This is a genomic window from Marichromatium purpuratum 984 (genome assembly GCF_000224005.2).
Classification (GTDB): Bacteria; Pseudomonadota; Gammaproteobacteria; order Chromatiales; family Chromatiaceae; genus Marichromatium; species Marichromatium purpuratum.
Genome location: NZ_CP007031.1, coordinates 3,383,700 through 3,405,957, shown reverse-complemented (window position 1 = coordinate 3,405,957; position 22,258 = coordinate 3,383,700). Strand labels below are relative to the sequence as shown.

At 66.0% G+C, this 22,258-nt stretch carries 18 protein-coding genes; 12 read left to right on the top strand and 6 right to left on the bottom strand.

Annotated features, from left to right (window positions below):
• Positions 1–334 precede the first annotated feature (334 nt).
• From MARPU_RS14770 to MARPU_RS14750, 5 genes are all read left to right on the top strand, one after another.
• A complete protein-coding gene (locus MARPU_RS14770) occupies positions 335–2,257 on the top strand; it encodes a PrkA family serine protein kinase (RefSeq protein WP_005223972.1) in 1,923 nt (640 codons plus the stop codon).
• A 102-nt stretch (positions 2,258–2,359) separates the two neighbouring features.
• On the top strand, positions 2,360–3,631 hold the full coding sequence (locus tag MARPU_RS14765; protein WP_005223973.1) for a YeaH/YhbH family protein: 1,272 nt from the start codon (positions 2,360–2,362) through the stop codon (positions 3,629–3,631).
• Positions 3,628–5,121: a SpoVR family protein gene (locus MARPU_RS14760; RefSeq protein ID WP_005223974.1), complete on the top strand. Its 1,494-nt coding sequence runs from the start codon at positions 3,628–3,630 to the stop codon at positions 5,119–5,121. The genes MARPU_RS14765 and MARPU_RS14760 overlap by 4 nt, the downstream gene beginning before the upstream one ends.
• A 77-nt stretch (positions 5,122–5,198) precedes the next feature.
• A complete protein-coding gene (locus MARPU_RS14755; protein ID WP_005223975.1) occupies positions 5,199–6,824 on the top strand; it encodes a L,D-transpeptidase family protein in 1,626 nt (541 codons plus the stop codon).
• A gap of 187 nt (positions 6,825–7,011) precedes the next feature.
• Entirely contained in the window at positions 7,012–7,440 is a 429-nt protein-coding gene (locus tag MARPU_RS14750; RefSeq protein ID WP_005223976.1) for a septal ring lytic transglycosylase RlpA family protein, read from the top strand.
• A 46-nt stretch (positions 7,441–7,486) separates the two neighbouring features.
• On the opposite strand, the gene MARPU_RS14745 is transcribed toward MARPU_RS14750, so the two are convergent.
• The 3 genes from MARPU_RS14745 to MARPU_RS14735 all read right to left on the bottom strand — a co-directional run bounded on the left by MARPU_RS14745 (position 7,487) and on the right by MARPU_RS14735 (position 10,555).
• Positions 7,487–8,209, bottom strand: a complete 723-nt coding sequence (locus MARPU_RS14745) for an anaerobic ribonucleoside-triphosphate reductase activating protein (RefSeq protein ID WP_005223977.1) — start codon at positions 8,207–8,209, stop codon at positions 7,487–7,489.
• Positions 8,210–8,214: 5 nt separating this feature from the next.
• Complete coding sequence (nrdD, locus tag MARPU_RS14740) at positions 8,215–8,400, bottom strand: anaerobic ribonucleoside-triphosphate reductase (protein ID WP_005223978.1); 186 nt, start codon at positions 8,398–8,400, stop codon at positions 8,215–8,217.
• Positions 8,401–8,518: 118 nt separating this feature from the next.
• Positions 8,519–10,555, bottom strand: a complete 2,037-nt coding sequence (locus tag MARPU_RS14735; RefSeq protein ID WP_005223979.1) for a ribonucleoside triphosphate reductase — start codon at positions 10,553–10,555, stop codon at positions 8,519–8,521.
• A 302-nt stretch (positions 10,556–10,857) separates the two neighbouring features.
• On the opposite strand from MARPU_RS14735, the gene miaB reads away from it, so the two are divergent.
• The 6 genes from miaB to MARPU_RS14705 all read left to right on the top strand — a co-directional run bounded on the left by miaB (position 10,858) and on the right by MARPU_RS14705 (position 16,436).
• Positions 10,858–12,189, top strand: a complete 1,332-nt coding sequence (gene miaB / locus MARPU_RS14730) for a tRNA (N6-isopentenyl adenosine(37)-C2)-methylthiotransferase MiaB (protein WP_005223980.1) — start codon at positions 10,858–10,860, stop codon at positions 12,187–12,189.
• 6 nt (positions 12,190–12,195) lie between these two features.
• Entirely contained in the window at positions 12,196–13,182 is a 987-nt protein-coding gene (locus tag MARPU_RS14725; protein WP_005223981.1) for a PhoH family protein, read from the top strand.
• 15 nt (positions 13,183–13,197) lie between these two features.
• Positions 13,198–13,692: an rRNA maturation RNase YbeY gene (ybeY, locus tag MARPU_RS14720; RefSeq protein WP_005223982.1), complete on the top strand. Its 495-nt coding sequence runs from the start codon at positions 13,198–13,200 to the stop codon at positions 13,690–13,692.
• A gap of 6 nt (positions 13,693–13,698) precedes the next feature.
• The gene (locus MARPU_RS14715; protein ID WP_005223983.1) at positions 13,699–14,598 is read left to right on the top strand and encodes an HlyC/CorC family transporter; all 900 of its coding nucleotides are present in this window, start codon (positions 13,699–13,701) and stop codon (positions 14,596–14,598) included.
• 413 nt (positions 14,599–15,011) lie between these two features.
• The gene (locus tag MARPU_RS14710; protein ID WP_005223984.1) at positions 15,012–15,902 is read left to right on the top strand and encodes a phosphoribulokinase; all 891 of its coding nucleotides are present in this window, start codon (positions 15,012–15,014) and stop codon (positions 15,900–15,902) included.
• A gap of 99 nt (positions 15,903–16,001) precedes the next feature.
• The gene (locus MARPU_RS14705; RefSeq protein ID WP_005223985.1) at positions 16,002–16,436 is read left to right on the top strand and encodes a DUF2721 domain-containing protein; all 435 of its coding nucleotides are present in this window, start codon (positions 16,002–16,004) and stop codon (positions 16,434–16,436) included.
• A 7-nt stretch (positions 16,437–16,443) separates the two neighbouring features.
• On the opposite strand, the gene cydC is transcribed toward MARPU_RS14705, so the two are convergent.
• The gene (cydC, locus tag MARPU_RS14700) at positions 16,444–18,180 is read right to left on the bottom strand and encodes a thiol reductant ABC exporter subunit CydC (protein WP_005223986.1); all 1,737 of its coding nucleotides are present in this window, start codon (positions 18,178–18,180) and stop codon (positions 16,444–16,446) included.
• A gap of 7 nt (positions 18,181–18,187) precedes the next feature.
• Complete coding sequence (gene cydD / locus MARPU_RS14695) at positions 18,188–19,972, bottom strand: thiol reductant ABC exporter subunit CydD (protein ID WP_005223987.1); 1,785 nt, start codon at positions 19,970–19,972, stop codon at positions 18,188–18,190.
• Between the two features lie 160 nt (positions 19,973–20,132).
• Between cydD and MARPU_RS14690 the strand changes: the two genes are divergently transcribed.
• A complete protein-coding gene (locus MARPU_RS14690) occupies positions 20,133–21,614 on the top strand; it encodes a BCCT family transporter (protein ID WP_005223988.1) in 1,482 nt (493 codons plus the stop codon).
• A gap of 97 nt (positions 21,615–21,711) precedes the next feature.
• Here the strand turns inward: MARPU_RS14690 and MARPU_RS14685 are convergent, their stop codons facing one another.
• Positions 21,712–22,257 carry a lipocalin family protein gene (locus MARPU_RS14685; protein WP_005223990.1) on the bottom strand — a complete coding sequence of 182 codons (546 nt, stop codon included), beginning with the start codon at positions 22,255–22,257 and terminating at the stop codon, positions 21,712–21,714.
• Position 22,258 lies beyond the last annotated feature (1 nt).

Genomic DNA, 22,258 nt, shown 5'->3' with positions numbered 1-22,258 from the left:
CGACCGGCGCCCGTGGTGTCCGGCCCGGTCCCCGCCTGACTGGCGTGGCGTATCCGTCGAGACGGAGGCGGGGCATGTTCCGCTCCATGCGCCGAACAGATGCAACGATCGAACCCGGACCCATGACTTCGGTCTCAGGCGTCGATCGTCGCTGTCATTGATGGCCCGGTTCTCACAGGTCGTCCCAGGTGCTCCAGCAACGGACGCTGGTTGATGGCCTGAATCTTGCGCTCCACCTGGAGGCTCTTGTGTTCCGTCCTGCCCGCCCCGAGCCTCCGGCAGAGCTGGAGCCGGATCGAGCAGGCACACTCAGGTTCCGAGGAGAGGTAAGTCTATGTCGATCTTCGAACGCTACCAGGCGCGCTACGAGGCCTCCCGCGAGGAGGTGCTTACCCTGGACGAATACCTGGCACTGTGCAAGACCGACCCCAGTGCCTATGCCAGCGCGCCCGAGCGGCTGCTGCAGGCCATCGGCGAGCCGGAGCTGGTCAACACCAGCGACGATCCGCGGCTCAGCCGGATCTTCCAGAACAAGGTGATCAAGCGCTATCCGGCCTTCTCCGAGTTCTATGGCATGGAGGAGTCGATCGAGCATCTGGTCTCCTATCTCAAGCACGCCGCCCAGGGGCTCGAGGAGAAGAAGCAGATCCTCTATCTGCTCGGTCCGGTCGGTGGCGGCAAGTCCTCCCTGGCCGAGAAGCTCAAGGAGCTGATGGAGCTGGTGCCCTTCTACGCCATCCAGGGCTCGCCGGTGTTCGAGTCGCCGCTGGGGCTGTTCTCGCCCGACGAGGACGGTCAGATCCTCGAGGACGACTACGGCATCCCCAGGCGCTATCTGCGCACCATCATGTCGCCCTGGGCGGTGAAACGGCTGCAGGAGTATCACGGCGACATCACCCGTTTCCGGGTGGTCAAGGTCTATCCCTCGGTACTCGAGCAGATCGCCATCGCCAAGACTGAGCCGGGCGACGAGAACAACCAGGACATCTCCTCGCTGGTCGGCAAGGTCGACATCCGTCAGCTCGAGCGCTTCGCCCAGCACGACGCCGATGCCTACAGCTATTCCGGCGCGCTGTGCCGCGCCAACCAGGGCATCATGGAGTTCGTCGAGATGTTCAAGGCACCGATCAAGGTGCTGCATCCGCTGCTCACCGCCACCCAGGAGGGCAACTACAACGGCACCGAGGGGCTCTCGGCGCTGCCCTTCCAGGGCATCATCCTCGCCCACTCCAACGAGTCGGAGTGGCAGAGCTTCCGCAACAACAAGAACAACGAGGCCTTCCTCGACCGCGTCTATATCGTCAAGGTGCCCTACTGCCTGCGCGTCGACGAGGAGGTCTGCATCTACGACAAGCTGCTCGCCAACAGCTCGCTGTCGCACGCGCCCTGTGCCCCGGGCACCCTGGAGATGATGGCGCAGTTCTCGGTGCTGACCCGGCTCAAGGAGCCGGAGAACTCCAGCATCTACTCGAAGATGCGGGTCTACAACGGCGAGAACCTCAAGGACACCGATCCCAAGGCCAAGTCGGTGCAGGAGTACCACGACTATGCCGGGGTCGACGAGGGCATGAGCGGGATCTCCACCCGCTTCGCCTTCAAGATCCTCTCCCAGGTGTTCAACTTCGATCACGCCGAGGTCGCCGCCAACCCGGTGCACCTGCTCTATGTGCTCGAGCGCCAGATCGCCCGCGAGCAGCTCCCGCCCGAGGTGCAGGAGCGTTATCTCGGCTTCATCAAGCAGTATCTGTCGCCGCGCTACGCCGAGTTCATCGGGAAGGAGCTGCAGACGGCCTATCTCGAGTCCTATGCCGAGTACGGCCAGAACATCTTCGATCGCTATGTCACCTTCGCCGACTACTGGATCCAGGATCAGGAGTATCGCGATCCCGATACCGGCGAGATGCTCGACCGCGCCTCGCTCAACGAGGAGCTGGAGAAGATCGAGAAGCCGGCGGGGATCTCCAATCCCAAGGACTTCCGCAACGAGATCGTCAACTTCGTGCTGCGCGCCCGCGCCAACAACGCCGGGGCCAATCCGCGCTGGACCAGCTACGAGAAGCTGCGCCTGGTGATCGAGAAGAAGATGTTCTCCAACACCGAGGAGTTGCTGCCGGTGATCTCCTTCAACGCCAAGGCCTCGGCCGACGAGCAGAAGAAGCACGACCAGTTCGTCGACCGCATGACCGAGAAGGGCTACACCCCGAAGCAGGTGCGGTTGCTCTCGGAGTGGTATCTGCGGGTGCGCAAGGCGCACTGATCCGCGTGCAGGTGACGGGCGCCCGCCCGGCGCGGGCGCCCCCCGACCACTCCGGGTTGCGTGCCCGGGACGGTCCTCAGCAACGGTGAGCGAAGCGGTCCTATGTCACACTTCATCGACCGCCGTCTGAACGGCAGGAACAAGAGCGCGGTCAATCGTCAGCGCTTCATCCGGCGCTACAAGAGTCAGCTCAAGCGCTCCGTGGCCGAGGCGGTCAACAAGCGCAGCATCACCGACGTCGACTCGGGCGAGCGCGTCGGCATCCCCGCACGCGACATCTCCGAGCCGCTGCTCCATCATGGCAGTGGCGGCACCCGCGATCAGGTCTATCCCGGCAATCGCGAGTTCGAGACCGGGGACCGTATCCGTCGGCCCCCGGCCGGTGGTGGGCAGGGCGGTGGTCAGGGCAAGGCGAGCAAGGATGGTCACGGCGAGGACGATTTCGTCTTCGAACTCTCGCGCGAGGAGTTCATGGATCTGCTGTTCGAGGACCTCGCGCTGCCCAACCTGGTGCGCAACCAGCTCATGGGCTCCACCGAGTTTAAGAGCGTACGCGCCGGCTATGCCACCGACGGCTCGCCTTCCAACATCGACGTGGTGCGCTCGCTCAAGGGGGCGATCGCACGACGCACCGCGCTCGGTGCGCCGTCGCGGGCGCGCATCCGCGAACTTGAGGAGGAGCTGGCGACATTGCTCGCCGGCGGTGCCGGCGAGCGCGACGCGCGGGTGGTGGCGTTGCGCGAGGAGATCGACGCGCTCAAGACGCGGGTCGCCGCGCTGCCCTTCATCGACAGCTTCGACCTGCGCTATCAGAGCTTCACCAAGCAGCCCGAGCCCACCAGCAAGGCGGTGATGCTGTGCATCATGGACGTCTCCGGCTCCATGGACCAGGTGCGCAAGAACCTCGCCAAGCGCTTCTTCATCCTGCTCTATCTGTTCCTGCAGCGGAACTACGATCAGATCGATCTGGTGTTTATTCGTCATCACACCATCGCCCAAGAGGTCGACGAGCAGGACTTCTTCTACTCGCGCGAGACCGGCGGCACCGTGGTCTCGAGTGCGCTCAACCTCGCCCACGAGATCCTTCGCGAGCGCTACGACCCGAGCGTCTGGAACATCTATGCCGCCCAGGCTTCCGACGGTGACAACTGGGACTCCGACTCCAACATCTGTCGCGACATCCTCGTCGACAAGCTGATGCCGCTGATGCGTTATTTCGCCTATGTCGAGATCACCCCGCGCCAGCACCAGAGCCTGTGGTACGCCTATCAGGAGGTGATGGCGCTGCACCCGCACTTCGCGATGCAGGAGATCGACGGCGCCGACGACATCTTCCCGGTGTTCCGCGAGCTGTTCAGGAGGGAGCCGGCATGAGTTCACGCATCATCTCCGAGTCGCTGGAATGGACCTTCCCGCTGCTCGAACGCTTCGACCGCGAGATCGGGCGCATCGCCCACGACGTCTACGGGCTCGACACCTATGCCAACCAGATCGAGGTCATCACCTCGGAGCAGATGATCGACGCCTACTCCTCGGTGGGGCTGCCGATCAACTATCAGCACTGGTCGTTCGGCAAGCAGTTCGTCGCCACCGAGCAGACCTACAGGCGCGGTCAGATGGGGCTGGCCTACGAGATCGTGATCAACTCCGATCCCTGCATCGCCTATCTGATGGAGGAGAACACCCTGCCGATGCAGGCGCTGGTGATCGCCCACGCCAGCTACGGACACAACAGCTTCTTCAAGGGCAACTATCTGTTCCGTACCTGGACCAGCGCCGATGCCATCATCGATTATCTGGTGTTCGCCCGGCGCTTCATCGCCGAGTGCGAGGAGCGCCACGGTGAGGAGGCCGTCGAGCTGCTGCTCGACTCCTGTCACGCGCTGATGAACCAGGGCGTCGACCGCTACAAGCGTCCGTCACCGCTGAGCCTGGCCGAGGAGCAGCGGCGCCAGGAGGAACGCGCGGCCTATCTGCAGTCGCAGGTCAACGACCTCTGGCGCACCCTGCCGCCGGGCCCCGAGGTCGGCGACGAGCAGCGTGATCCGCGCTGGCCCGAGGAGCCGCAGGAGAATCTGCTCTATTTCATCGAGAAGAACGCCCCGCTGCTCGAGCCCTGGCAGCGCGAGATCGTGCGCATCGTGCGCCGGATCGCCCAGTACTTCTACCCGCAGCGCCAGACCCAGGTGATGAACGAGGGCTGGGCGACCTTCTGGCACTATACCCTGATGAACCACCTCTACGACGAGGGGCTGGTGGGCGACGGCTTCATGATGGAGTTCCTGCAGTCGCACACCGGGGTGATCTATCAGCCGGAGTTCGACAAGCCCTACTTCAACGGCATTAACCCCTATGCCCTGGGTTTCGCGATGATGCGCGACATCCGCCGCATCTGCGAGGCGCCGACCGACGAGGACCGCGAGTGGTTCCCCGACATCGCCGGTGGCGACTGGCTGCAGGTGCTCGACTTCGCCATGCGTAACTTCAAAGACGAGAGCTTCATCGCCCAGTACCTGTCACCGCGATTGATGCGCGAGTTCCATCTCTTCGCGGTGCGTGACGACGACCGCGAGGAGCAGCTCGAGGTCACCGCGATCCACGAGGAGCAGGGCTATCGGGCGCTGCGCCAGACCCTCGCCGAGCAGTACAACCTCGGCAGTCGCGAGCCCAATGTGCAGGTCTATCACGTCGACCGTTATGGCGATCGCTCGCTGACCCTGCGCCACTTCCGGCACAACCGCCGGCCGCTCGACGAATCGGTCGACGAGGTACTGCGTCACGTCCATCGGCTGTGGGGCTTCAAGGTCAGGCTCGAGTCGGTCGACGAGCAGGGACGAGTGCAGCTCGTCGGCGAGAGCCCCTGAGCGGTGAAGGATTGGGTGGCGATGACCAGGAATGGACGCCCGCGCCAGAATGTTCGATCCGTTTCCATAGGTCTCCGATGGTACGCTGGTGCATCCTCCCATTCGGGCTGCTGCTCTGTCTCCTCCACGCTCCGCCGCTGGTTGCCGGATCCTGGTCGGCGCTCGATGCTGCGCTGAGCGGGGCCTCGTCCCTGCCCGAGGGGCGCCGGATGTATTCCCCCAGGCTGCTCGCCGCCTTCTATGCCGCGCGTGACCAGCGTCCGGTGTGGACCTCGCGGGCGCGGGTCGGCTCGCTCGCCCGGTTGCTCGCCGGGGTCGAGCGCGAGGGCTTCTCACCGGAGGACTTCCATCTCGCGACGCTCGCCCGTCTGACCGTTGCGCCGCCGCGTGACGAACGGGTGCGTGCCGGGCTGGAGCTGTTGCTGAGCGATGCGCTGCTGCGCTATGTCCATCACACCCGCTACGGCAAGCTCGACCCGGTACAGATCGCGCCCGGGCACAATGATCGTGCGCCGGTCGCGGCGGCGCAGATCCTCGCCGACATGCGTCTGGCGCTCGCCGCCGAGGACATGGCCGAGGCCCTTGCCGGACGCTTCTCGTTGCCCTTCTGGTATCGCGATCTGCGCCGCGCCCTGCGCGACTATGTCGCCCAGGACCACCTGCTCGAGCTGCCTCCACTGCCCGCCGGTCCGCCGCTCGGCCTCGGCAGCCGCGGCGAGCGGGTCGTCGAGGTGCGCGAGCGGGTCCGCCTGATCGCCGGTGAGGCGCTGCCGGCGGCGGGCGACGAGACGGCGCGCCGCTTCGACGCCGGGCTCCGCGAGGCGGTGCGCGAGTTGCAGCGGCGCTACGGGCTGGTCGACGACGGTGTCGTCGGGCCTCGGACCTTGGCGGTCCTCAACCGCCCGATCGATGCCGCACGGATCGCGCGCGCGCTGATCAACCTGGAGCGGATGCGCTGGTTGTATGCTGAGCTGCCGCCGGACCATCTGTTCGTCGATCTCGCCGGGTATCGGGTGGTGTTGGTGCGCGGCGGCGAGGCCGTCTGGGAGACCCGGGCGATCGTCGGCAGCGTTGAGGACCAGACGCCGATGTTTCGCGATCGCATGGACCATCTGGTGATCAACCCGACCTGGACGGTACCGGTGTCGATCCAGAAGGGAATGGGCTGGGTCTCGCAGAACTATCTGCTGGTCGATCGCCGCAGTGGAGCGGTACGCCGGGGGGGCGACGCCAGCAACTATCGGCGCTACCAGCTGGTGCAGAAACCCGGTGCCGACAATGCCCTGGGACGGGTCAAGTTCATGTTCCCAAATCGCCACGCCATCTATCTCCACGACACCCCGAGCCGCTGGCTGTTCTCGCGACGGCAGCGGACCTTCAGCCACGGCTGCATCCGGGTCGACGAGCCGGTCGCGCTGGCCACCACCCTGCTCGAGGGGAGCGCCTGGGACCGGGAGCGGATCGAGCGTCAGATCGCGCGCGGTCGCACCCGGCACATCCATCTCGAACGCCCCCTGCCGGTGCTGCTCTATTACCTGACGGTGCGTGCCGACGACGCCGGTCGACTGGTCTTTCGCGACGATGTCTATGATCGCGACCCGACGCTGCTCGAGGCCTTCTTCGCGCCGGTGCTCGGCACGCGCATCGATTTCGAGGGTGTCGGGGATCCACTGCGGCTCGGTCGGGCCGGAGACGATGGCTGAGTCCGGAGAGTCTTGCACCGCCCCGGGATCCCTTCGTCTTTCCTCCGTGCGCGGTTAGAATCCGGTCATATTTTGAATCCATGCCTCCCCGCTCATCGCCGCGATCCCCGATGGTCGTCGGTCACGGCGCGCCCGTGCGTGTCCGCGATGCTCCGGGTGGGGTGAGACAGCAGGCGGAGGAAGGCGTTTGAACAGTAAATGGATTGGCGCGCTGGTGGCGCTGCCCCTGGCGTGCGCCGGGGCGCTGGTCGAGGCGAGCGTGAGCGAGGGGGTTGCGTCCTATTATGCCGATCGCTTCAACGGCCGGCTCACCGCGAGTGGGGTCCGCTTCGACATGCACGCCTTGACCGCGGCACACCGGACCCTGCCGTTCGGCACCCGGGTGCGGGTCAAGAACAAGGACAATGGTCGGTCGGTGGTGGTCACCATCAATGATCGGGGGCCCTATATCGATGGGCGCTCGATCGATCTGTCGAAGGGTGCGGCAAAGGCGCTCGGCATGCTGCACACCGGGCTGGCACGGGTCGAGCTGCGGATCCTCGATGTCGACGAGCCGGTCACACCCTCGGGACAGACGGTGGCCGAGGCACAGGCGGTGCTGATGGCGCTGTTCTGATCGAGCCGCCGAGACGCTTCCCGGCGGTGCCGGGGCGGCGTCGCGATCAGTATCCCGCGCCGCGCAGCTCGAAGCGCTCGAAGCGCTCGGTGGGGAGTTCGGTGACGAGCTGGCGCAGGGCGGTGGCGGGCAGTTCGCGCAGCCCCGGGTCGAGGCTCAGGGTCGCGTCGCAGCGCTGCAGACAGTAATCGCGCACGCCGGCCTCGGCGAGTGCCGTGACCAGGGGGGCGAGTTGCTCCAGGCCCCAGCCTGGCGGGACCGTGGTGCGGACCTCCAGTGCCACCTCGGAGGCGAGCAGCAGTGCGAGACTCTCCCACGCCGGTTGGCCCGAGCCGGTCACCCCGGTGAGCGCCGGGTAGTCGTCGGCCAGCGCCTTGATGTCGAGCGCGACCCAGTCGACCAGCGGCAGGATCCGCCGCAGTCGTTGCGGGTAGGCGCCGCCGGTGTGCAACCCGACCTTGAAGCCGAGCGCGCGCGCGGCGCGCATCGCCGCGCCGAGTGCGCCCTGGGCGGTCGGCTCGCCGCCGCTGAACACCACCGCGTCGAGCAGCCCCCGGCGATCCTCCAGGAAGCCCATCACCTGATCCCAGGCAATCCTCTCCCCATCGCTCGCGTCCTGTTCGAGCAGATGGCCGTTGTGACAGTAGCGACAGCGCCAGGGGCAGCCCTGACAGTAGATCACCGCCGCCAGCTCACCCGGGTAGTCGATGGTGGTCAGCGGGGTCAGGCCGCCGACGCGCAGCGCGTCGGCCTCGGCTGGGTCGTGCACGCGGATCAGGCCGCGACGCGCTCGTCGTCGGCGCGAGCGGTAGGGTTCTCGGTGAAGTAGCGACGCTGGGCGTGCTCGGCGCGCTTGCCGCCGTTGAACGCCGAGACCGGGCGGTGATAGCCCATCACGCGGGTCCAGACCTCGCACTGGGTGCGCTCTTCGGGCTTGAGTTCGATGTTGGTGTCGGTCATTGCGTGGCTCCTTGGTCGATGCGGTTGCAAGTGGCCCTTGCGGGCTTGTTCGGGTCGATGGGCCGCGCCCCGACCGGGGCGCGGCCGCCGCCTTGTTGGGCGGGTGATCGTGGGCGAATCAGCAGGCGCAGGCCTGGCTGGCGCGCTTGTGGGCGATCAGCTCCTCGTCGCACAGCGGGCAGAACTCGTGCTCGCCGGAGATGTAGCCGTGCTTGGGGCAGATCGAGAACACCGGGGTGATGGTGATGTAGGGCAGACGGAAGTTCTCCAGCGCGCGGCGCACCAGACGCTTGCAGGCGTCGGTCGAGGAGATCTGTTCGGCCATGTAGAGGTGCAGCACGGTGCCGCCGGTGTACTTGCTCTGCAACGCTTCCTGCTTGGCCAGTGCCTCGAAGGGGTCGTCGGTGTAGCCGACCGGCAGCTGCGAGCTGTTGGTGTAGTAGGGCGTCTCTTCGGTGCCGGCCTGGATGATCGCCGGGTAGCGCTTCTTGTCCTCGCGGGCGAAGCGATAGGTGGTGCCCTCGGCCGGCGTCGCCTCGAGGTTGTACATGCTGCCGGTGCTCTCCTGGAATTCGACCATGCGGGCGCGCACGTGGTCGATGAGACGGCAGGCGAGGGCATGGCCCTGCGGCGTGGTGATGTCCTCGGCGTCCTTGGTGAAATTGCGCACCATCTCGTTGATGCCGTTGACGCCGATGGTGGAGAAGTGGTTGCGCAGGGTGCCGAGATAGCGCTTGGTGTAGGGGAAGAGCCCGGCGTCCATGTGACGCTGGATCACCTTGCGCTTGATCTCGAGGCTGTTGCGGGCGATCTCGAGCAACTCGTCGAGTCGCGCGAGCAGGCCCTGCTCGTCACCCTGGTGAGTGTGACCGAGCCGCGCGCAGTTGATGGTGACGACGCCGAGCGAGCCGGTCTGCTCGGCCGAGCCGAACAGGCCGTTGCCGCGCTTGAGCAGCTCGCGCAGATCGAGCTGCAGACGACAGCACATCGAGCGCACCATGTTCGGCGAGAGTTCGGAGTTGATGAAGTTCTGGAAGTAGGGCAGGCCGTACTTCGCGGTCATCTCGAACAGTCGCTCGGCGTTCTCGCTCTCCCACGGGAAGTCCGGGGTGATGTTGTAGGTCGGGATCGGGAAGGTGAAGATCCGGCCCTTGGCATCGCCCTCGGTCATGACCTCGATGTAGGCACGGTTGATCATGTCCATCTCGGTCTGCAGCTCGCCGTAGGTGAACGGCTGCTCCTCGCCGCCGATCACCGGCACCTGTTCGCGCAGGTCCTCGGGGCACACCCAGTCGAAGGTGAGGTTGGTGAAGGGCGTCTGGGTGCCCCAGCGCGAGGGCACGTTGAGGTTGTAGATCAGTTCCTGGATGTACTGACGCACCTGCGGGTAATCGAGCCCGTCGACCCGCACATAGGGGGCCATGTAGGTGTCGAAGCTGGAGAACGCCTGGGCGCCGGCCCACTCGTTCTGCAGGGTGCCGAGGAAGTTGACGATCTGGCCGATGGCGCTCGACATGTGCTTGGGCGGCGCCGCCTCGACCCGGCCGGGCACGCCGTTGAGGCCCTCGGTGAGTAGGGTGCGCAGCGACCAGCCGGCGCAGTAGCCCGAGAGCATGTCGAGGTCGTGGATGTGCAGGTCGCCGTCGCGGTGGGTCTGGCCGATCTCGGGCGGGTAGACGTGGTTGAGCCAGTAGTTGGCGATCATCTTGCCCGAGGTGTTGAGGATCAGCCCGCCGAGCGAGTAGCCCTGGTTGGCGTTGGCCGAGACGCGCCAGTCGGAGCGGTCGAGGTACTCGTTGATCGAGCTGCCGACGTCGACCAGGGTACGGCTGTCGTCGCGCAGCTTCTTGTGCTGCTCGCGATAGACGATATAGGCGCGCGCGGTCTCGAAGTGATTGGCGCTGATCAGGGTCTGCTCGATGATGTCCTGGATGCCCTCGATGTCGGGGCTGCGACCGTCGTCGCTGCGGTGTGCCAGCACCTTGATCACCTGAGCGGTGAGCAGCCGCGCCTCGGCGGCGTCGAACTCGCCGCTGGCCTGGCCGGCGCGCAGGATCGCCGACTCGATCTTGGACACATCGAAACGCACCTCCGTGCCGTCACGCTTGAGCGCGCGGGTGGGAATCGCTGGGAGGTCGGTCTGCGTCGTGTCCATGAAAATCGGTCTCTCTGGTGGGTGGCACAAGATATTGTGGCGCGAACTATAGCGCCAACAAGATGGTGTGTATAGGGCGTTTGTCTTTTTGTTTTTTGTTGATTTAGGTCAGTGTTTTTGGGTTGCTTTTTGCGGCATTTCTGTCCCCGTGACCGTTGCCGCTCAGCCCTTCAGTCTTGACAGTCTGCTCGCGAGCCAGCACAGTTATTCGTTTCCTGTCATTCTCGGCCCAAAGTCCGGAGTCCCGTTTCCGGTCCATGTCGTCGCCGCGCTCGCGGCCCCGGCGCAACTCACAGACGGCCATGCATCGCAAGCTCTACATACAGACCTACGGCTGCCAGATGAACGAGCACGACTCCGCGCGCATCGCGGATCTGCTGCGTGTCTCGGCCGACATGGAGCTCGTCGAGCGTCCCGAGGACGCCGATGTGCTGCTGCTCAACACCTGCTCGATCCGCGAGAAGGCGCAGGAGAAGGTGTTCTCCCAGCTCGGACGCTGGCGCCCCTGGAAGACGCGCCGTCCCGAGCTGGTGATCGGCGTCGGTGGCTGCGTGGCCAGCCAGGAGGGCGAGGCGCTGCGCCAGCGCGCGCCCTTCGTCGACCTGGTGTTCGGCCCCCAGACCCTGCACCGGTTGCCGCAGATGCTGCGCGCGCTGGATGCGGGTGAGCCGCCCCAGGTCGATGTCTCCTTCCCCGAGATCGAGAAGTTCGACCGCCTGCCGGCGCCGAGCGTCTCCGGGCCGAGCGCCTTCGTCTCGGTGATGGAGGGCTGCTCGAAGTACTGTACCTATTGCGTGGTGCCCTACACCCGCGGCGAGGAGATCAGTCGGCCGTTCGACGACGTGATCGCCGAGGTCGCGGGACTGGCCGAGCGCGGGGTGCGCGAGGTTAACCTGCTGGGGCAGAACGTCAACGCCTATCAGGGACCGATGCACGAGCCGGCCGGTGAGTGCGCCGACCTGGCGCTGCTGGTACACTACGTGGCGGCGATCGAGGGCATTGAGCGCATCCGCTTCACCACCAGCCACCCGCTGGCCTTCTCCGATGCGCTGATCGAGGCCTTCGCCGAGGTGCCGCAGCTGGTCGATTTCCTCCACCTGCCGGTGCAGTCGGGCTCCGATCGGGTGCTCGAGGCGATGAAGCGCGGCCATACCGCGGGCGAGTATCGCGACAAGATCGCGCGGCTGCGTGCGGTGCGCCCGGACATCTGCATCTCCTCGGACTTCATCGTCGGCTTCCCCGGCGAGACCGAGGCGGACTTCGAGGAGACCCTGGCGCTGGTCGACGAGATCGGCTTCGACCACAGCTACAGCTTCATCTACAGCCGGCGTCCCGGGACACCTGCGGCCGATTACCCGGACGATGTCCCGCTGGAGGTCAAGAAGCATCGCCTGGAGCGCCTCCAGCAGCGCATCGACACCAATGCCCAGCGCATCAGCCGACAGATGGTCGGCACGGTGCAGCGGGTGCTGGTCGAGGGACCCTCGCGCAAGGATCCCTTCCAACTCGCCGGCCGCACCGAGAACAATCGGGTGGTCAACTTCACCGGGGACCCGGCGCTGATCGGCGACTTCGTCGACCTGATCATCACCGAGGCCCTGCCCAATTCACTGCGTGGGCGTCTGGACGTCTAGGATCGCTTGTCTATTCAACCCGAAACCCTCGATCTGGAACTCGAACCCGAGGACAATCTCCGTCTGGCCAATCTCTGCGGTCAGTTCGACCAGCACCTGCGTCAGCTCGAGCGGCGCCTCGGCATCGAGATCGGTAACCGTGGCACGAGCTTCCGCCTGATCGGCGAGCGCGATGCCGTGCGCCTCGCCGAACAGTTGCTGCAGACGCTCTACCGCGAGGCCGCCGAGACCACGCTGACCCCGGAGTCGATCCATCTCGCGCTCCAGCAATCGGGTGCCGACGCCCTGCTCGAGCAGGTCGGGGCACGGCTGCCCGAGGTGGTGATTCGTACCAAACGCGGGCTGATCAAAGGGCGTGGTCCCAGCCAGCAGGCCTATCTGCACGCCATCCTCAACCACGACATCAACTTCGGGGTGGGGCCGGCCGGCACCGGCAAGACCTATCTGGCGGTGGCCTGCGCGGTCGAGGCGCTGGAGTCCGACCGGGTGCGCCGGGTGCTGCTGGTGCGCCCCGCGGTCGAGGCCGGCGAGCGTCTGGGGTTCCTCCCCGGCGATCTGGCGCAGAAGATCGATCCCTATCTGCGCCCGCTCTACGACGCGCTGTTCGAGATGCTCGGCTTCGAGAAGGTCAACAAGCTGATCGAGCGCAACGTCATCGAGGTCGCGCCGCTGGCCTACATGCGCGGGCGTACCCTCAACGAGTCCTTCATCATCCTCGACGAGGCGCAGAACACCACGCCCGAACAGATGAAGATGTTCCTCACCCGCATCGGCTTCGGTTCCACCGCGGTGATCACCGGTGACGTGACCCAGGTCGATCTGCCGCGTGGTCAGCTCTCCGGGTTGCGTCAGGCCGTCGAGATCCTCAGGGATGTCGACGGCATCAGCTTCAGCTTCTTCAGCGCGCGCGACGTGGTGCGTCATGCCCTGGTGCAGCGCATCGTCGGTGCCTACGACGCCTTCGAGAGCGCCGGTTCGCGCTCGGGGGCCTGAACGGAGTCTCCCTCCATGTCACTCGAACTGGATCTGGACCTGCAGGTCGCCACGACCGCGGCGGGGTTGCCCGCGCACGCCGATTTCGCGGACTGGGTGGCGGCGGCGGTGGCCGAGCGCCGTGCCCGTTGCGAACTCACCATTCGTCTGGTCGATGCCGACGAGTCGCAAGCGCTCAATGCCCAATATCGTGGTGTCGACCGCCCGACCAATGTACTCTCGTTTCCCTTCGAGCTGCCGCCCGGGGTCGATTCCACCGATCCGGTGGCCGACTATCTCGGGGATCTGGTGATCTGCCCCGAAGTGGTGCGCCGCGAGGCGCTGGAACAGGGCAAGCAGGATGCTGCGCACTGGGCCCACATGGTGGTCCATGGCGTCTTGCATCTCTTTGATTACGATCATATTACCGATGAGCAGGCGGCGGAGATGGAAGGTCTGGAAACGACTATCCTGAGCAGGTTAGGATTTCCGCCGCCCTATGAAGACGACCCCCCAACGGAGGATCCATAACCCCCCATGACGAGCGATCGATCTACCGAGGGTTCGCATCCACGCAGCTGGTTCGAGAAGATTGGCCAGCTGTTCGGGAGCGAACCACAAGACAAGGAACAACTCGTCGAGTTGCTCAAGGATGCGCGCCAGCGCGAGCTGCTGGACACGGACGCCCTGAACATGATCGAAGGGGTATTGCAGGTCTCCGACCTGCGGGTCCGCGACATCATGATTCCACGTGCGGAGATGGTCTATCTGCGCCGTGACGACCCCCTGGAACAGATCCTCAAGGTGGCGGTCAAGTCCGCCCACTCACGCTTCCCGGTGATCGGTGAAGACAAGGGCGAGGTGGTCGGCATCCTGCTGGCCAAGGATCTGCTCTCCTTCTGCCTCGATTCCGGCCATCGTCGGGCCTTCAACATCCGCGACCTGTTGCGTTCGGCGGTCTTCGTCCCTGAGAGCAAGCGACTCAACGTCCTGCTCAAGGAGTTCCGTACCAGTCGCAACCACATGGCGATCGTGGTCGACGAGTACGGTAGCGCCGCTGGTCTGGTGACCATCGAGGACGTACTCGAGCAGATCGTCGGCGAGATCGACGACGAGCACGACTTCGACGACGGCTTCGGCATCTTCCGCCGCAGCCACAATGAGTTCAGCGCCAAGGCGCGCACCCCCATCGAAGACTTCAACGAGTACTTCGGTTGTGCACTCCCCGACGACGAGTTCGACACCATCGGTGGGCTGGTGGTCAACGCCCTGGGGCACCTGCCCAAGCGTGGTGAATCGGCGCGTATCGACGATTTCCGCTTCACCGTGATGCGTGCCGACAGCCGTCGTGTCCATTTGCTCAGCGTCGAGCGGATCGACCCGGATGCCCCCGAGACCCCCGGGTCTGCTCCCCGCTCTCCCGACGAGTCGCACTGAAGGTAGGGCCGTCCCCTCCCTGGCCGCGGCGGTGCAGTCGGCACCGCCGCCGGATTCCGATGTCAACGATTGGTGTTTCGGTCTTGCGCCGGACGTGTTGTGTCACCATTGAAAAATCATGGCAACAGTGAGCGTTCGTCCATCCGTGTTGCCGTGACCCGCCCAGGATTCTATTCGGTCTGTGCCGAATGATCGTGTGTTGAGGCGGTACCCTGGTCATTTCGAGCCTGGCGGTGGTCCAACCCCGGAAATCCTCATGTTTCTCTCCGATTCCCTTTTTATTTCATCGTGTTGATGATTGTTGAAGGGGCGTCTCTTGACAGTGGTATATTAGAGGATCATTTCACACTCATCGCGGCGTGAGCAGCGGGTGAAGTGCGAAAGAGACATTAAAAGAGAACGAGGAGATCAGCATGTCGAAGAAACACCCGATCATTGCCGTGACCGGTTCCTCGGGGGCGGGGACCACCACCGTCAAGCGTGCCTTCGAACACATCTTCTATCGCGACGGCATCAGTGCCGCGGTGATCGAGGGCGACAGCTTCCACCGCTACGACCGCACCACGATGAAGGCGGAGATGGCGCGCGCCTCCGAGCAGGGGCGCAACCTCAGCCACTTCGGCCCCGAGGCCAATCGCTTCGACCTGCTCGAGGAGCTGTTCCGCGACTATGGCGAGAGCGGCACCGGCAACAAGCGTTATTACATCCACAGCGATGAAGAGGCCGAGTTCCACAACACCCGGCTCAGCACCCAGCTGCGCCCGGGCGAGTTCACCCCCTGGGAGCCGGTGCCGGAGAAGACCGACCTGCTGTTCTACGAGGGCTTGCACGGGTTGGTGGTGACCGAGGACGTCAATGTCGCTCACCATGTCGATCTCGGCGTGGCGGTGGTGCCGATCGTCAATCTGGAGTGGATCCAGAAGATCCATCGCGACAATCTCGAGCGCGGTTACTCGGCCGAGGCCATCGTCGACACCATCCTGCGGCGGATGCCCGACTACATCAATTACATCACCCCGCAGTTCACCCTCACCGACATCAACTTCCAGCGGGTGCCGACGGTCGATACCTCCAACCCCTTCATCGCCCGCGACATCCCCACGCCCGACGAGAGCTTCGTGATCATCCGTTTCAAGGACCCGGAGAAGCTCGAGGTCGATTTCCCCTATCTGCTGTCGATGATCCACGACTCCTTCATGTCGCGGCGCAACAGCATGGTGGTGCCGGGCGGCAAGATGGGGATGGCGATGGAGGTGATTCTGCAGCCGATCATCGAGCGCATGATGGAGGCGCGCAAAGTGTGAACCGGGGCCGGGCGGACGTCTTGCCGCGCCCGCCCGGCCCGGCTGGAGAGGTTCGTCCCGGCCGGTTGCGCTCCCGCCCCCCGACCCGATTTCCAGAAGATGCTCGAAACCTCCTCGATCACCACCGTCGCCCATGTCATTGAGCTGGCCGTGGCGCCGGTGTTCCTGCTCTCGGGCATCGGTGCCATGCTGGCGGTGATGACCAATCGGCTCTCGCGCATCGTCGATCGTGCCCGCCGGGTCGAGGCCAGGCTCGGTGGCGACGACGAGCCGGCCATCCGCGCCGAGCTGCGCGTACTGGTGCGTCGCGCGCGGCTGATCAGCCTGTCGATCGGGCTCTGTACCTCGACCGCGCTGTTGATCTCCGGGGTGATCGTCAGCCTCTTCCTCAGCGCCTTCCTGCGCTTCGATGCCGCCTTGCTGGTCTCGCTGCTGTTCATCGCCGCGATGCTCGCCTTCATCGTCGCGCTGCTGTGCTTCCTGCGCGAGGTGCTGTTGGCGACCGCCGGGCTGCGCTTCGGACGCCCCGGCTGAGCGCTACTCAGTCGTCGTGTCGCGCCGGCGCGCGCTCGAGCAGCGCCGCGGCGGTGGCCTCGGGGATCACCGAGGCGTCGCCTCGGGCGCGCTCGCGCCCCTGGTCGAGCACCAGGATCTGGTCGACCCAGTCGAGACCGGCCGGTCGGTGGGTGATCAGCAACACGGTACGTCCCTGCATCAGTCGGTCGAGCGCGGCCATCAGGCTGCGCTCGGTCGCGGCGTCGAGTCCCTCGGTGGGTTCGTCGAGCAGCAGGATGGGCGCATCCTTGAGCAACGCGCGAGCGACCGCGATACGCCGCCCCTGTCCGCCCGAGAGCCGCACCCCGGTCTCTCCGACCCAGGTGTCGTAGCCCTCCGGCAACTCGGCGATGAAGTCATGGATCTGCGCGACCCGACAGGCCTGCTCGAGTTCGGTCTGGGTGGCCTCGGGACGGGCCACCAGCAGGTTCTCGCGGATGGTGGTGTCGAACAGGTGGGTGTGCTGGCTGACCACGGCGATATGGCGGCGCAGGGTCTCGCTGTCGATGTCGCGGATGTCGTGGCCGCCGACACGGATGCTGCCGCAGTCGGTCGACCAGAAGCGCAGCAGCAGATTGAACAGGGTGCTCTTGCCCGAGCCGGTGGCGCCGACCACCGCGGCGCGGGTGCCCTCGGGGACTCGCAGGTCGATCTCGGCGAGCGCCGCGCGATCGGCGTCGGGATAGCTGAAACCAACCCCCTCGAAGACGATGTCGAACTGTTCCAGTCGCGGCGACGGGCCGTCCGGCTCGCGGATCGCCGGGGCGGTGTCGACGATGGCGAACAGCCGTCGCGCCGCAGCGAGCGAGCGTCCGAGCAGCTGGAAGGCGTGGGGCAGGGGGGCGACGGCCTCGAAGCTCGCGAGGGTGAAGAGCGCGAGCATCGCCAGCTCGGGCGGCGGCAGCTCGCCGGCGCGCACCAGCGGGATCGCCAGCCACAACAGCAGCCAGAGGTTGAGGTTGGCGCACAGCCCGATCGCCGCCTGGGTCAAGCCCTGGTCGCTGTTGATCCGCGCCTGATCGGCGATCAACTGCTCGCTCAAGCCCTCGATGCGTCGCGCCTGACGCTCGGTGGCGCCGTAGACGGTGAGTTCGGCCATGCCCTGCACACCGTCGATCACCGCGGCGCGCAGCGCGCCCTCCTGCTCGGCCAGCCGCTGTCCGGGCGCACGCCCGCGCAGCTCGGCCCACCACGGCAGCCCGATCCCGGCAAGCAGCAGGAAGACGAGTCCGAGCAGTGCCAGGGCGGGGTCGTGGAGGGCGAGGAAGACGACGAACAGAGTGACGCTGATCAGCGCCACCACCACCGGTACCAGGACCCGGACATAGAGGTTGTCGAGCGCATCGATGTCGGCGCGGATCCGGCTGAGGATGTCGCCGCTGTGGTATTGCTGCAGTCGCGCCGGGGCGAGTGGTTCGAGGTGACGGTAGAACCACACCCGCAGGCTGGCGATCAGGCGGAAGGTCGCCTCGTGATTGACCAGACGCTCGCCGTAGCGCCCGGCGGTGCGGATCATCGCACTGCCGCGGATCAGCGCTGCCGGGGCGAAGTAGTTCATCGCCACCCCGGCGGCGCCGGCGCTTGCCATCGCGGCGATGAACCAGCCCGAGGCAGCCATCAGGGTGACGTTGGCGAGCAGGGTCAGTACCGCCGCCAGGGTGCCGAGCAGCATCCAGGCGCGATAGGGCCGGAACAGCCTCCACAGTCTCAGCAGTTCGCGCATCTGCGCATCACTCCTCTGTCGTGACGCCGGTGAGCGCCGGCGCGTCTCCGTAGGCGGCGGTCATCCGCGCATAGAGCCCGGCGGCGGCGATCAGCTGTCGGTGATCGCCCTGCTCGACGATGCGTCCCTGGTCGAGCACCAGGATGCGGTCGGCCCGGCGTACCGTGGCCAGGCGGTGGGCGACGACCAGCAGGGTGCGGTCGCGGGCGAGATCGTCGATGCCCTGCTGTACCAGCCGTTCGCTCTCGGGGTCGAGGTTGGCGGTGGCCTCGTCGAGGATCACCAGCGGCGCGTCACGCAGGAAGGCGCGCGCCAAAGCAATACGCTGGATCTGGCCGCCGGAGAGCCCGGCGCCACGCTCCCCGACCGGGTGGTCGTAGCCCTGGGGCAGGGCCTCGATGAAGTCCGCCGCGCGCGCCCGCTGCGCCGCCCGGCGTATCGCCTCGGGATCGGCCTCGGGGAGACCGAGACGGATGTTGTCGGCGATGCTCCCCTGGAACAGCCGTGGCTGCTGCGGCACCCAGGCGAGATGGGCGTGCCAGTGCGCCGGGTCGAGGGTGGCGAGGTCGGTGTCGCCGATGAGGATCCGTCCGCGGGTCGGCTGGAGAAAGCCGAGCAGCAGGTTGATCACCGTGCTCTTGCCGGCGCCGCTGGTGCCGACCAGGGCGACGCGTGCCCCGGGCGGGAGTTCGAGGTCGATCGCGCGCAGCGCCTCGCGCTCGGGCTCGTAGGCGAAACCGACCTGCTCGAAGCGGACCCCGAGCGGCGCGGGCAGCGCCGGGCGGGCGGTGCCCGGGGTGATCGCCGGTGGGGTGTCGAGTACCTCGATGAGCTGCTCGGCGGCGGCGACCGCGGCCATGCGAGCGTGGTACTGGGTGCCCATGTTGCGCAGCGGGGCATAGAACTCGGGGGCGAGCATGAGCACGAACAGCCCTTGGAGGAAGCCGATGTCGGGCACGCTCAGCCAGTGCGGCACCGGCAGCGCGAGGTCGTAGAGCCGGAAGCCGATGAACACCGCGACGATGGCGATGCCGACGGTGGCGAAGAACTCCAGCACCGAGGAGGAGAGGAAGGCGATGCGCAGCACCTGCATGGTGCTGGCGCGGTAGTCGTCGGAGATGCGCCCGATCACCTCGACCTCGCGACGGCTGGCGCCGAACAGCTTGAGCGTGGTCAGGCCCTGGATGACGTCGAGGAAGTGCGCGCTCATCCGCGCCAGTTGCTTCCACTGGCGCTGGTTGCGTGCCTCGGCCCCGGAGCCGATGAGGATCATGAAGACCGGGATCATCGGTGCGGTGATCAGCATCACCACCGCCGAGAGCCAGTCCATCGGCAGCACCACCATCAGCAGTGCCAGCGGCAGCACCATGGTCAGGGTCATCGCCGGGAGGAAGCGGGCATAGTAGCCTTCCAGGTCGTCGATGCCTTTGGTCAGGGTCTCGACCAGGGTGCCGCTGCGGGTGCCGGAGAGATAGGCCGGACCGAGCCGTTGCAGGTGACGGTAGACCTGGTCACGCAGTCCGGCGCGCACCCGCGCCGCGGCGGTGAAGGCGGCGCGCTCGGAGAGCCAGGTGATGAGCGCGCGCAGCGCGAGCAGCGCGAGCAGCCAGCCGAGCCAGTCGCCGACCTCGGCGAGTCCGGCCCCGCCGAAGATGACCGCGTCGAGGATCAGGGCGAGAAACCAGGCCTGGGCGACGGCCAGCAGGGCATGGATCAGGCTCAGCACGATCGCTCCCTTGAGGGCGTGACCGGCGAGTGGACGCTGGGACTTGAGCCAGGCGTTGACGGACATGGTGCGAGCTTCCGGGTAGTCTGTCTGGTGTTGGCGTCGGGAGGACGAGGATACGGAAGCAGCCAGGGAGGCGGCAACGGAAATTCACAAGCTGCGATCGCTCGATGCCGTGCCCCGCTGGTCGGCGCTGCTCGATCGAGGCCATCGATTGGAGGAGGGGATGCTGCGCAATCCATTGCTGCTCACCGCGCTCGGGCTGACCTCGGTGGTCGCGCTCTGGGGGGTGTTCGACACCGAGAGCCTGGCGCGACTGGCGCAGGCGCAGGTGGCACAACAGTTCCGCAGTCGCGCCTGGTTCATCATGCTGATGACCAGTCTGGTCGTGGTCACGGTGCTGACCCTGGCGTTCTCGCGTTTCGGCGCCATCCGGCTCGGGCGCGATGACGAGCGCCCGGAGTTCTCCACCCTCAGTTGGCTGACCATGCTGTTCGCCGCCGGCATGGGCGTGGGCTTGCTGTTCTACGGCGCTGCCGAGCCCCTGACCCATTATCAGTTGGTGAGCGGGCGGGCCGAGTCCGATCTGGCGGCAAGCTATGCGTTGGTCACCACGATCTTCAACTGGGGGCTGCACGCCTGGTCGATCTATGCCATCACCGCACTGGTGATCGCCTATTTCAGCTACCGCAAGGGGCGCCCGGGGTTGGTCAGCAGCCCGATCCGCTACACCTTTCGTCGTGGCCGCTGGGTGGGCGCACTGGCCTGGGTCGCCGACCTGCTGGCGATCTATGCCATTGCCATCGGTCTGGCCGGGTCGTTGGCGATCGGGGTGTTCCAGGTCGAGGGCGGGCTGGGGCATCTGTTCGGGATCACCGGTGACTGGGTGAGATACCTGGTCTTCGGCGCGCTCTGTCTGGCCTTTCTGGCGCCGCTGACCCTGGATCTCGGTCGCGGCATGGCGCTGCTGTCGAATCTGGCGATGGCCATCGCCCTGGGGCTGATGGTCTATCTGTTGCTGGTCGGGCCGACTCACTACCTGATGAACGGGGTGGTCGATACCCTGGGCGCCTATCTCTCGGGGGTGGTGCAGCAGGGCTTCGCCACCTATCCGTTCTTCGGTAAGGCCTTCCAGGACTGGTTCCATGGCTGGACGCTGAACTACATGGTGTGGTGGATCGCCTGGGCACCCTTCGTCGGGGTGTTCGTGGCGCGGATCTCGCGCGGGCGCACCATCCGCGAGTTCGTCTTCGGCGTGGTGCTGGTGCCGACGCTGTTCTCGCTGCTGTGGTTCGGGGTCTTTGGCGGTACCGGGTTCTACGCCTTGCTGCGCGAGGGTCTACCGTTGCTCGAGGTGGTGCGCGAACGCCCCGAGGATACCACCTTCTTCGTGCTCGAGGCGTTGCCGCTGGCGTGGCTGACCGGCTCGGCGAGCATGATCGCCGCCTTCCTGTTCCTGGTCACCAGCGTGGTGAGCGCGGCCTATGTGCTGGCGATGTTCTCCACCAGTGGTGATGAGGACCCGCCGGTGCGGGTCAAGCTCGCCTGGGGGGTGCTGTTGGCGCTGCTCGGGTTGGCGATGCTGCTCGCCGATGATGTGACGACGGTGCGCGCGATCATTGCGCTCGGTGCCATGGCCTTCGTCTTCATCCTGCCGCTGCTGGTGGTGGCTCTGCTCAAGACGCTGATGCGCGAGGAGCGGCGATGATCTGGGAGAACCTGCTCGACACCCTGCTCAATCTGATCGTGTTCGCCTTCATCGGCGCGCTGGTCTGGCTCTATGTCCGCGACGAGGGCGACGGCGGCTAGCTCGCCGTCTCCCACTGCTGCGGCACCCGCTCGATGCGATCGGTGTCGTAACCGATGCCGGCGAGGAAGGCGAGGATCTCGCGATAGGTCGCGGGGGCGATCTCGGGCGCGCGCGCCATGATCCAGACATAGTCGCGCTTGGCCCGTCCGATCACGGTGACACTGTAGTCCGGGGCCAGCCAGATGATGCGGAAGTCGCCCTTGAACGGCCAGATGAACTGCATCCCCCAGTGTGCGTTGGTGGTGGTGTCGAGCACGAAGCCCTTGGGGTTGTAGGTCTTGAGCGGGCCGTCGAAGGCGTCCTTGTGGAAGGTGAAGGTGGTGGCGATGGTGCCGTCGGGGTTGAGCGCGTAGGACTCGATGGCGTTGTGCGCGCCCTTCTCGACGAAGGTTGGAATGTTGGCGATGACGTACCAGTCGCCCATGAAGCGTTGCAGGTCGACCTGATCGACGGTGTCCATGGGACGGCCTCCGGTCTCGGTGCAGGCGTTGACGAGGAGCAGCGCGGCGAGCGCGGCCAGGGATTTGAGTGAGCGGTTCATG